The sequence below is a fragment of the Enterobacter cloacae complex sp. 2024EL-00227 genome (genome assembly GCF_043945315.1).
GTDB lineage: Bacteria > Pseudomonadota > Gammaproteobacteria > Enterobacterales > Enterobacteriaceae > Enterobacter > Enterobacter roggenkampii.
In genome coordinates, this window is the sequence record NZ_JBIMQP010000036.1 from 1 (window position 1) to 11,192 (window position 11,192).

Annotated in this window: 10 protein-coding genes; 4 read left to right on the forward strand and 6 right to left on the reverse strand. The window is 46.0% G+C overall.

Going from position 1 to position 11,192, the window contains the following annotated elements:
• Positions 1–215 precede the first annotated feature (215 nt).
• The 5 genes from ACHH0Z_RS24940 to ACHH0Z_RS24960 form a co-directional block, all read right to left on the reverse strand.
• Entirely contained in the window at positions 216–560 is a 345-nt protein-coding gene (locus tag ACHH0Z_RS24940) for a helix-turn-helix transcriptional regulator (protein WP_045336860.1), read from the reverse strand.
• A gap of 71 nt (positions 561–631) precedes the next feature.
• A complete protein-coding gene (locus ACHH0Z_RS24945) occupies positions 632–1,120 on the reverse strand; it encodes a lytic transglycosylase domain-containing protein (protein ID WP_045336862.1) in 489 nt (162 codons plus the stop codon).
• A 4-nt stretch (positions 1,121–1,124) separates the two neighbouring features.
• Positions 1,125–1,784, reverse strand: a complete 660-nt coding sequence (locus ACHH0Z_RS24950; protein WP_045336864.1) for a hypothetical protein — start codon at positions 1,782–1,784, stop codon at positions 1,125–1,127.
• Between the two features lie 23 nt (positions 1,785–1,807).
• A complete protein-coding gene (locus ACHH0Z_RS24955; RefSeq protein WP_045336866.1) occupies positions 1,808–2,554 on the reverse strand; it encodes a hypothetical protein in 747 nt (248 codons plus the stop codon).
• Positions 2,551–2,988, reverse strand: a complete 438-nt coding sequence (locus ACHH0Z_RS24960; RefSeq protein WP_045336868.1) for a hypothetical protein — start codon at positions 2,986–2,988, stop codon at positions 2,551–2,553. The genes ACHH0Z_RS24955 and ACHH0Z_RS24960 overlap by 4 nt, the downstream gene beginning before the upstream one ends.
• Positions 2,989–3,424: 436 nt before the next feature.
• Here ACHH0Z_RS24960 and ACHH0Z_RS24965 point away from each other — a divergent pair, with 436 nt between their 5' ends.
• The 4 genes from ACHH0Z_RS24965 to glnS all read left to right on the forward strand — a co-directional run bounded on the left by ACHH0Z_RS24965 (position 3,425) and on the right by glnS (position 9,336).
• A complete protein-coding gene (locus ACHH0Z_RS24965; RefSeq protein WP_045336870.1) occupies positions 3,425–3,781 on the forward strand; it encodes a plasmid mobilization protein in 357 nt (118 codons plus the stop codon).
• Positions 3,782–3,783: 2 nt separating this feature from the next.
• Complete coding sequence (locus tag ACHH0Z_RS24970) at positions 3,784–6,342, forward strand: LPD7 domain-containing protein (protein ID WP_045409459.1); 2,559 nt, start codon at positions 3,784–3,786, stop codon at positions 6,340–6,342.
• A 107-nt stretch (positions 6,343–6,449) separates the two neighbouring features.
• Positions 6,450–7,256 (forward strand): hypothetical protein, encoded by an 807-nt coding sequence (locus tag ACHH0Z_RS24975; protein WP_052672935.1) that lies wholly within the window; start codon positions 6,450–6,452, stop codon positions 7,254–7,256.
• Between the two features lie 412 nt (positions 7,257–7,668).
• Positions 7,669–9,336: a glutamine--tRNA ligase gene (glnS, locus tag ACHH0Z_RS24980; RefSeq protein WP_045336875.1), complete on the forward strand. Its 1,668-nt coding sequence runs from the start codon at positions 7,669–7,671 to the stop codon at positions 9,334–9,336.
• A gap of 125 nt (positions 9,337–9,461) precedes the next feature.
• On the opposite strand, the gene ACHH0Z_RS24985 is transcribed toward glnS, so the two are convergent.
• Positions 9,462–11,084, reverse strand: a complete 1,623-nt coding sequence (locus ACHH0Z_RS24985; protein WP_395149607.1) for a tetratricopeptide repeat protein — start codon at positions 11,082–11,084, stop codon at positions 9,462–9,464.
• Positions 11,085–11,192: the final 108 nt, after the last annotated feature.

Below are 11,192 nucleotides of genomic sequence, written 5' to 3' on the forward strand. Positions count from 1 at the left end.
GGAGGTTCATCAGGCGCGGAACTCATCAAGGCGCGGGAATAAAATCCCATTCAGACGCCGGATAGATTCAAGCAAGCCAACTTGTCGTCAAAATCGGTGTTGCAAAAACGGGAGTGACCATAGATTCGTTTTCCAGGCGGACCCCACTATCGGCGAAGGTGAGTTGATGGCTCATGATGTCCCTCTGGGATGCGCTCCGGATGAATATGATGATCTCATATCAGGAACTTGTTCGCACCTTCCAAAGCATGGATAGCCAAGCAGGCAAAATATGGTGCCTTAATCTTTTCGTAATCGATGTAGCAACGTAGAGATACACCGAGCATCTTAGCCGCGTTTGTTTGTGTCAGTTTATGCTCCTGTCGCCATTTCAGGAAATCTGTGTCTGATCTTCCGTTTACTTTCTTTTCGAGGGCCAGAGCAGCGAGAGCAATTATCCTGGGAGGTTCATGGGATTCATATGTAATGTAGCTTCGTACTGAAATCCCCAGTTCTTCTGCTGCGCGCTCCTGACTCCAGTCAAATCCACGGCGCCAAAGGCGTAATTCAAATCCAGTCATCTTCGTTCCTGAATGAAAGTATCACTAACAAAATCTGCAAATTCTGCATGTTTCGATTACAGCCTGTTGAGCTACAGATCGATTTTTCTTACGCGATCCATCTCCTGCAGCTTCATGTAGATAGCACGTACTTGCTTTGCATACTTCTGCCGCTTTCTTTCCTGTTCTGGGGTCTGTTTAACGCCGGCATTGTAAGCACCCACAGAGAACCAGTTGACGCCGTACTGATCAAAGTTACGACGTACAATATACGCTCCGGCATAGACGTTGATGCATGGGTTGCGCAGTAAAACATTCTTATCTATCCCAAAGTGTCTGAAGATAGAATCAACGTTGCGGCTGTTAATCTGCATCAACCCGTAGTCATAGGTAATCGAGCCTTTGGTGTCTGGTTTGTTAACTCCGATCGCGTTACTGTTCAGGTGGCTTTCCTGTATCGCAAACGCGAGAAGCAGGAGAGGGTCCACTTTCATTGCTTCCCCGGCTTCCTTAAAGCAATATGCCTGACCCGCTGCCGGCACGAGCATAAAGATGAAAAGACAAAGGGCAAATGCTTTCATGCCGCTACCTCATAACCGACTTGAGCTGAGCAGCCAGAGCTCCCGCGTCAATATGAACCTGAACTGGTAACGACAGGACTCCCACACTCTGGAGTATCAGTATCAAAAGAATGGCTGTAAATGTGCCAGCCATTGGAAGCAGGAACAGGCGGAACAATGTACCAGAGAGCGACTTCTTCACTCTCTGGCCAACCATCTCTGCATTGTTGATCGCCTCATCAGAAGCTCCTGAAAGTGCTTTTATCGTAGAATTAAGCTGTTGGTTAAGAGTCAGACCGTTTTTACTCAGCTCATTTTTCAGAATTCGGGCAGCCATGTTTTCCAGCTCCTGCTGAGCTTGTTTCAGAATGTCTGACTGAACCTCATCCTTTAAATGAGCAATGCTTTCGTACTTCTTATCCAGTGCATCAGCTATGAGTTGAACAGATGAAATGAGTGCTTTTCTGACCCCGGTGCCCAGCTCATCAAACTGAAGAAGAAAGCTATTAATTTTCTTCTCAGTTTCTTCCATGCGTAACGAGTTTTCCTCATAGGCTTTTTTTACAGCGGTATAAACCATATAGCCGAGAATTTTGTATTCAGACTCACCACCCCGAACATCTATTTTAAACTCTTTGTAAATTTCTTCACAAAACAAGTCAAAATTATCAAAGACGCTATTCATTATTACTCCGTGCTTCTTTCGCATTAAAATTTAATGGCATCAAGTTTTGCAAATACGTCTGCAAAATGTTTTTTAATCCTGATGCGAGAGACAAAGCTAAAAATCTCACTGGATTCAACCTCCTGTAAGGTAAGTCTGTTGGTTATCATTAGAACCAAATCCTGACCCAGTAATTTCTCATTTGGTTTAGTAAGAAGCATATATGCGAGAATGCTCTGTTTATGTTCGTAGGAATCACTGTTGAGTTCAGAGTTCTTTAGCTTTTCAATTGCCGGTCCAAAGTATTCGTTGACCCAGATAATCACTGGGATACTCAGATTTTCAATGATAGCTTTCGCGCCATTAAGTGTGTCGTTGTAATCTCCTGACCCAACAATAACGGTGTGGATATACACAGAAAAATCCATACCATAAAAAATATCAAATATCTGATTCTGTACAAGATAGTTTAGAAGGTTCAGGAAAGTATTTGAACCCGTATCAACAACAACAACCTCGGCATCAGTATCAATGATTTTTTGTACGACATCATCAAGCAGGCGTGGATTTATCTCATTGAGATTATCAACCTCAGTGATTCGAAGGTGTTTAACATCGAGATTTTCGTACTGAGTAAAGGTGGTATTAACCTGATCGATGTCATAAAACGCGCACTTCTTCTTTTTATTGATTTTAAAATACATACCTAGAATCAAAGCCAGAAGCGATTTACCGCATCCACCTTTTCCCTGAATGATAAAATGTATTTGTTTTTTAAATGAAGTTTTCATTCTTTATTTCCTGCGTTGCTTTGATAGGGGGTGTACTTCGCTGTTTTTTCTGTCGGTCGCGAAAGGTCATCCAGATTCGCTAGCGCATTGGGCTGTGAGGACGTAGGTTGCTTGGGATGTAAAGTATTTCCAGCAAGTTTAGGTTTTTCGACTTCATTCTCACTTTTAGCTATCTCATCTGAACTCAACTTACGGATGTACCTTCCAACCGTGGTGCTATGAGCGGTTATGCCAATGATCTTCATGAATGCGGCAATCTGATCGTGAGAGTAACCATCTCTATGCAATAACAAAATGTATGGCTTAACAGGATCCAGTTTTGAAAATCTGTGCCCTTTCGGCTGATTGGCTTGCATGTATTCAGCAAGCTTTTCTTCGTTGTTTATCTGTTCCCCAGAAACAGAATTTACATTGCTGCTGTTTACTTTTTGCATTCCAGATAATACGCATTAGTTGTAATTTTTTTGAATGCTATGCGATAATCGATAAAAAATCAATCTTGCAAGATTATTTTTATGCTGCGTTTGTGCTGCATGACAGATGCAAGGTAATGCGAGTAACAGCGTGCTCCTGCAAGGCAATGCAAGGTTCTGCGGTAGCCTGCACTAACGCTGCGCGTGAATGCGCAACCATGCGCTGAGGGAGCGCGAGAAATGCGCGAATAATGCGGGGCAATGCGCTTTAACTGCGTTAGCACCTGTAAACAGTGCCTTAAGGGCCGTCAGACCTTAAAACACAGGCACGTTCGTCATGTTCGACAAAAACTACGTTTTTTCTCACATGACCCGCGCCAAAGGGTGCCCCTTTGAAACCCGGAGCTGACGCTCCTGAAATCAACACCATTAACTCACGTTAATTTAGGGTAGAGAGATGGCAAGGCCAACCAAGACTGAAAGCGAAAAACTAACAGAAAGAGTTGCATTCAGGGTAACCCTTGCGACCAAGAATGAGTATGAACTCCGCCTTGCGAAAAGTGGGTTATCTAAATCGGATTTCTTCCGTGAATGCGTTATGACAGATCGGACTGAGATCATTGTTCCAGCTCCTGTTACAGGTGATATGCGGGAAAGTCTTCGTTTACTGAGCAATATTGCCAATAACTGCAACCAGATTGCACATGCCTTAAATATCGCTAACCAGGCTGGGTTGATTTCAGACGCCCTGGTCGAAACAGTCCTATCAAAGGTGTCTGCTCTTTTAGAGACCGCAAAGTCACAAAGGAAATAAGAATGCTTGTTCGTGTTCGCGGATATAATAGTGGTTTCGCTAACTACCTTCGCACAGGGCAAAAGAATGGAAATCATTTACACCGTGATGATCTTGATAAGCGCCTGATACTTTCCGGTGATCTTGATATAACGGATGCGATTGTTAACGCTATGCCTGATACCGGTGATGACCGTTATCTGCATATAGCACTTCCTTTCAAAGAAGATTATATATCAGAGGAAGTACTTAAAACAGTAGTTGAGGATTTTAAAAATAGCCTTATGAATGCGTATAACGAGGACGAGTATGCATTCTATGCCGAGGCGCATATACCAAAAATTAAAAGAGTCCTGAACGAGAAAACGGGCGAAATGGAAGACAGGAAACCACATATTCACGTTATAATACCGAAGGTGAATCTTGTTGACGGTTCGTATCTCAATCCATTAGGTTATTATCCTCATAATGAGAAGTATGTTGAAGCCATTCAGGAGTCTATCAACTATCGCTATGGGTTAGAAAGCCCAAGAGACAATCGTAGATTTAATGTTACGGATATAAGTGATTTTATATCAAAGTATAAAGGTGATTTTTTTAAATCGGATGTTAGGAATTTCAAAGAAAATTTGTTGACTGAAGTACTTTCCGATAAAGATCTTGATTACACGAAGTTTATTTCCAAACTTGATGCGCTTGGGAAAGTAAAAGTCAGAAATCCAGGTGAAAAACAGTATCTCAATGTTACTCCAGAAGGGCATGTTAAAGGCGTTAATCTTAAGGACTATGTATTCACCAAAGACTTTATTGATTTACCATATGATGAAAAATTAAGTTTCATTACATCAAGCTCAGGCCGTCGCGATGATGAGAAGAAACAGCAGGATTTTGAACGCGATGAGAAACTATTAACTGAATGGTTAAATCGTCGTAGCCATGAAATAAAACACTTTCACCCAAACTCTAAGGAGTTTAAGAAGTATAAAAAATTATCCGATAATGAAAAACAGGATGTTATTTGTAATCTGTTATCTGTGAATAAAACTCAAAAGAATCAAGTTCCCGTTTTTTCTGGTGCACGGGACATTAATATTCAAAATCTACTTATTGAAAAAATGAAGGAGAAATATAATGTCAGAAGAAAAAAAGGTAGTCAGAAATCCAGCATTTTACGCAATGATGGAACAGGGCTATTTCGACTCAACAATCAAGAAACACAAAAACTTTCCCAGTATAGCGTGCGCCAACTGCAGTTCGGGCAACTGGATTCTTCCCTCTACAAACAAACCAGGTTGCTTTTGCAAAGTAACCAATCTGTGGTCATGGATGGTGGGGAGTCCGGAATTTCCGATTCTGTGCGATACCCAATTGACCGAGCTGATGCAGGTAGAGGAGGGCGGAGAGTAATCACCGGTGACTGGCACGCACAACACGAAGCAGAAGTTCGATACACGTTTAATGACATAAACCGCAGTAGTGATAACTATCTTGAATCTGTAAGGTCTGACGTTGCTGAAAGGCTCATTGAGAAAGCCGCAACTGGAGAAGCGGATTGGCAGTTGATTCGGTCAAGGATGAATGGTCACCAATTGCTTAAAAGTCTGCAGCATTCCCACGGGCTCGATACAGCTAAGTACTCAGTGACAAAGTCCAGAAATGGGGAGGACCGCATACGTTGCGGTTCCCGCTCTTACAGCGTAAACGACTTCCTGACAAAAGAACTTAACCTCAACTGGCAGGAGGCAGGTGAATACTTAAAAATTGAATATGCCCGTCAGATCCGCAAAGAAGTTACCAATGACTTCATTGCTCCATCGCGTAGCTACTGGCATCAGTTTAAAGAGTGGGACAGAGAGCAAAATCCTTATGGCGCTGGCTGGAAAGAACTCAAAGAAAATCATGCCCGGCAGCGAACCGTGCTAAATAAATCTTTCCGACAAAAATCGTCTGAGGTTTGGAAGGATAACACCCTGACCTTGAATGAAAAAAAGAGCAATGTTGCGGCTCTTCGTCTCCAGAAGCTCAGGGCCAGGCAGGTTTTGCAGGAACAACAGAAAGAAGAACGTGCTCTTTTGAAAGAGTCCCTTTCAACTTACAATCGCTTTCTGGAATATCTCCGAATTCTTGCTGATGAAGGCGATCGCCATGCCCTCGAGGAGCTACGGAAAGCATCGAAACGGCAGACAACAAAACCAGATAGCAATTACTTCGAGTCACAGGCTGACTCCATCACGGTATTGCTGGATAAAGTAACTTATGCAGTCAAGAACAATGGTTCTGTCTCTTATCTAATTAATAACAAAGAAGCAGTTATTGATTCCCGCGAGTGGGTGTCAGTTGTGCAGAAACAAAATGATGAAGCTATTGAACTCGCTATCAGGCTGGCCCTTGAAAAAAATGGATATCGGCCTTTGACACTAAACGGAGATGAAACATTTATCGAAAATGTTCTCAGGGTTGCTAAAGAGAAGAATATTCATGTCAGCTTTGAAAGAGAAGATCTGAATAATAAATTTATATCTATGAGTGAAAAACACGAAAGCGGCATTCATATGGATAAAATGTCGCCTAAATCCAATTAATTTTGACTTTACCACACCGCCAGACCTGAGAGACACTTTGAATCGACAGCCATATATCGCGCAGCAGTCAAAGACGCGATCAGATATTTGTGAGGAGAACAGGCATTATGACACCTGAAATTGAGCTGAGAGTCCAGGCCTTCCGCCGCGCACTGGAGCTGGCTGCGGGTGAGCGAGCCAGTGAACCGGTGCCCTTTGCCTGGCATAAGGAGTTGGGGGCATTTCCGCTCGGTTGCTGTGAACTGGCGAGTCAGGCTCTTGTGAAGTATCTCAAAGACCATGACAAGACTCTGTTCCCTTATGTCATCGCCATGCAGTGGAATGAGGATGCTGATATCCACGGTCACGTCATAGTCGCACTAGACGGTGAATACATCGACCTGACCCTCGATCAATTTGAAGAGTATAAAGATTGGGTTGTGGCAGAGCCGATAGAGTCTTGCGGGCAGATAAGCTCCTTGCTGCGGAAGGTTCGCCATCTTAAAGGCTCAATCACCACGCGTAAAGTGACCCTGGATGTCATTCCTCACGAAGGCCATATACTGTATGGCTGGCTTAAAGCCACTGCGGACAACTTGCTTGCTGCGTCAGAACAGGATGGGAAACACAGCCGGATGCCTCAGCTGATATCTACGGATATCTTGCCTCAGTACCGCGCCGGAGCGGAGGTCGATTCGTCAGATGCCGCCACTCAGGTCACTGAAAAGAAAAAACGGAAGACAATGACGCACGTGGGGATCATTACAGAATGCTACCAGCCCCGAGAAGTCAGGCTGCGGGCAACCGCCACCCAGTGGGTCAGTGAATGCGGCCTGCGCTTTAGAAAGACCACCGGCGCCGCGGTCGGAAGCGGCGTCTGGAGTGCAAACCGTCTTGATTTAAAGAGCATCCGGGAAATACAGTCTGAAGATTAACGGCCGTGACGCATCATTCCGTCGTGTCCGATCACCCCTCTGTTGAGCATGATAAAATAGCTGAGCTCCTGTTACGTGAGCATGGTGTCACCAGAAGCTGATAGGTTGCATTCCAGTGATTCGGTTGTGTGCGTAGGCTTACGATTTCTGGAAGATCGACTGTCTTCCAGCATTTTCTACGTTTAACATAATGCACGTTAAGCGCACCTAAGTTATTGATATATAGCAGTTTATATGGTGCGCGTTAATTTTTAACCTACCATGGGTCATTCACGGGTTTATGTCAGTATGCAGCTGCTAGGATGTAGCAAATCCCATCTTTTCTACGCTTTGGCATTTTAGTGGTTGTCACTGCGTCCGGCTTATAAGATCATACGTCGTTATACGTTGTTTATGCTTTAAGGAATCCGTGATGAGTGAGGCAGAAGCCCGCCCGAGCAACTTTATCCGTCAGATCATCGATGAAGATCTGGCCAGTGGTAAGCACACCACAATTCATACCCGTTTCCCGCCGGAGCCGAACGGCTACCTGCACATCGGGCATGCAAAATCTATCTGCCTGAACTTTGGAATTGCCCAGGACTACCGGGGACAGTGCAACCTGCGTTTCGATGACACCAACCCAGTAAAAGAAGACATCGAATACGTTGAGTCCATTAAGAACGACGTGCAATGGCTGGGCTTCAACTGGTCTGGCGATATCTGCTACTCCTCTGACTATTTCGATCAGCTGTACGCCTATGCGGTAGAGCTTATCAACAAAGGTCTGGCGTATGTTGACGAACTGTCTGCAGATGAGATCCGTGAGTACCGTGGTACGCTGACCGCGCCGGGCAAAAACAGCCCGTTCCGCGATCGCAGCGTGGAAGAGAACCTGGCGCTGTTCGAAAAAATGCGCGCCGGTGGCTTCGAAGAAGGCAAAGCCTGTCTGCGTGCCAAAATCGACATGGCATCGCCGTTCATCGTGATGCGCGATCCGGTGCTGTACCGCATCAAGTTCGCAGAACACCACCAGACCGGCAACAAGTGGTGCATCTACCCGATGTACGACTTCACCCACTGCATCAGCGATGCGCTGGAAGGCATCACCCACTCGCTGTGTACGCTGGAGTTCCAGGACAACCGCCGTCTGTACGACTGGGTGCTGGATAACATCTCCATTCCGGTGCATCCGCGTCAGTACGAGTTCTCTCGTCTGAACCTGGAATACACCGTGATGTCCAAGCGTAAGCTGAATCTGCTGGTCACCGACAAGCACGTTGAGGGCTGGGACGACCCGCGTATGCCGACCATCTCGGGTCTGCGCCGCCGCGGCTACACCTCTGCCTCCATTCGCGAGTTCTGCAAGCGTATCGGCGTCACCAAGCAGGACAACACCATTGAGATGGCGTCTCTGGAATCCTGCATTCGCGAAGATCTCAACGAAAACGCTCCGCGCGCGATGGCCGTTATCGATCCGGTGAAGCTGGTCATAGAGAACTATCCGCAGGGCGAGAGCGAACTGGTCTCCATGCCTAACCATCCGAACAAGCCGGAAATGGGAAGCCGTGACGTGCCGTTCAGCGGCGAGATCTGGATTGACCGCGCTGACTTCCGCGAAGAAGCCAACAAGCAGTACAAGCGTCTGGTGCTGGGTAAAGAAGTGCGTCTGCGTAATGCTTACGTCATCAAAGCCGAGCGCGTGGAAAAAGATGCGGAAGGGAACATCACTACCATCTTCTGTTCTTACGACGCCGAGACTCTGAGCAAAGACCCGGCCGACGGTCGCAAGGTGAAAGGCGTTATTCATTGGGTGAGTGCACACCACGCGCTGCCGGTTGAGATTCGCCTGTACGATCGCCTGTTCAGCGTGCCCAACCCGGGTGCTGCGGAAGACTTCCTGGCAACCATTAACCCGGAATCTCTGGTGATTAAACAGGGCTACGCTGAGCCGTCCCTGAAAGCTGCTGAAGCGGGCAAAGCGTTCCAGTTCGAACGTGAAGGTTACTTCTGCCTGGACAGCCGTTACAGCACGGCAGAAAAACCGGTATTTAACCGTACCGTGGGTCTGCGTGATACCTGGTCGAAGATCGGCGAGTAAAAACGTTGCAGGGTCTATGAAAGACAAACGCCGCATAATGCGGCGTTTTTTTTAAGCTACGTTCACTGATTAGCAAACGGCACATCGTGTTCTTTCAAAAGCGGATGTACCGTCCCTGATCATAATCAGTGTAATCTGTTACGAATTCCCTTTGGGATGCCATTCATTTCCGTTTGTGGCGGAGTCGCCAGTTCTTGCTTCTTTGATTCAAGCTCCCTTTGTCTAAGGGTCTCGAATTTCTCCTTTTCAGACCGACACTTTTCATTAAGGTCGGCAAGAGTTTCTTCACATCTGTGGAGTTCATCTTTAAGAGACACTGTGAATTTTTGAATTTGTTCTATAAATTCAGGTAACACAAACTTCTCTCGCTCACCTTTGCGATAGACCAGTTCCTCAGGAGACCAGTTACGTTTACCCGTGAGCGTAAATCGCATTTCATTCTCGACTGATCTCACGCTAATTTGCATCCCCTGGTAACTGCCGGCAATCTGTTCAATTGGCCTTCCTTGTTCCTTACGCATTGTTACAGCGTCACGTATTGTGCTCATGATATGGCTGTTCATGGCATGTAAATCTGAAAGAGATGCATTAACCGGATCGTAAACCTGGCCAGCTATTGTGAACACTGGCGCATTTTCTTTCATATGTTCCAGTTCATTTGCCACGTTTTCTTTTTGGACCTGAGCATCCGCCACCTTCTCGTATAGAAGGTTCATTCTGCTGAAGAACCTCTCTTCTGAACCTGATTGCTTCTCGTTTTCTGCCAGAATTTCGCTAAAGCCGCTCATCACAGATAACTTCTGTTCTGACAAAAGCCGGTTAACACGTTCACGTGCCGGGCTACTAAAATCGGGGTCCGAGAGGGAGTAATAGTGGGCGGCCTGCTTTAAGTCCACAGTATGGCCATACATGCCGGTTTCAAAAAGCTCCCCGACTTTATAGCGGGCCTCATCATGGCCACCTTCAGCAGCTGCGTGCAACAGGTCAATTGCAGTTGTCGGATCAGCTTGAACACCGATACCGTCGAAATAGCAGAATGACAGCAAATATTTCCCTTCCATGCTCCCTGCTTCTGCCAGTTGCCGGACTGAATCAAACAAATGCAGATCCGAACAGTTACCTTCCTGCTGTCTTGAAAAGAGTTCATTCGCAGTAATTTCCATCGCTGCAATTTCTTCGTCAGTCAGTTTTCTCTGGGGGTCGGCCGACTGTACTTCGGTGAACATATCTGTTTGCAGCTTAGCGGATGTATCTGGCGCCGGCGGAACGCTTTCTGTGGCGACCAGACAAACAACAGATGGCAAAGGTAGTTCAACCTGGAGTATCCCGGCAGCTGCGATCGCTGATTTATCAGTAAGACGGCGTACCCATCGTCTGTCCTGGGATGGGGCGAAAGAAAAACGCCCCTGCTCACTGAGAAGCTTCATTACCCTGTATTCATCACTTCCTTTTTCAGGGCGGTTACTGAATTTAACCTGCAGGCGGTTCAGGTCTGTATTGTAAATGACTGACCCATATTTAAACGGAATAGTCAGATACGTGTCCTGGCTTTCTTCTGCAGGGTTTAATGTTTCGGCAGCCGCCATGTTATTTTCAGTTTCAGGGTCAGCGGTCCCGGTGGTGTCAGATGACATTACTACCGGGGTGTCAGGTGCAGCCGTTTTAAAAGCCATCTCCAGATTAACGGTTTCCACGTCGGTCGGTTGAGACTCTGGTGTGCTGTCAGGATTATTTAATGAGATGGTCACTCCCTCCTTCCCGGTACTATGCTGAGGACAGGCTTTCATTCGGAGAACTATCATGGAAAACATTGCGCTCATTGGTATCGATCTGGGTAAAAACTCTTTCCATATTCA

Bases quoted from the DNA above. Each gene is read 5' to 3' on its own strand.
- ACHH0Z_RS24940 (WP_045336860.1), bottom strand. From the start codon at position 560: ATGACTGGATTTGAATTACGCCTTTGGCGCCGTGGATTTGACTGGAGT.
- ACHH0Z_RS24945 (WP_045336862.1), bottom strand. From the start codon at position 1,120: ATGAAAGCATTTGCCCTTTGTCTTTTCATCTTTATGCTCGTGCCGGCA.
- ACHH0Z_RS24950 (WP_045336864.1), bottom strand. From the start codon at position 1,784: ATGAATAGCGTCTTTGATAATTTTGACTTGTTTTGTGAAGAAATTTAC.
- ACHH0Z_RS24955 (WP_045336866.1), bottom strand. From the start codon at position 2,554: ATGAAAACTTCATTTAAAAAACAAATACATTTTATCATTCAGGGAAAA.
- ACHH0Z_RS24960 (WP_045336868.1), bottom strand. From the start codon at position 2,988: ATGCAAAAAGTAAACAGCAGCAATGTAAATTCTGTTTCTGGGGAACAG.
- ACHH0Z_RS24965 (WP_045336870.1), top strand. From the start codon at position 3,425: ATGGCAAGGCCAACCAAGACTGAAAGCGAAAAACTAACAGAAAGAGTT.
- ACHH0Z_RS24970 (WP_045409459.1), top strand. From the start codon at position 3,784: ATGCTTGTTCGTGTTCGCGGATATAATAGTGGTTTCGCTAACTACCTT.
- ACHH0Z_RS24975 (WP_052672935.1), top strand. From the start codon at position 6,450: ATGACACCTGAAATTGAGCTGAGAGTCCAGGCCTTCCGCCGCGCACTG.
- glnS (WP_045336875.1), top strand. From the start codon at position 7,669: ATGAGTGAGGCAGAAGCCCGCCCGAGCAACTTTATCCGTCAGATCATC.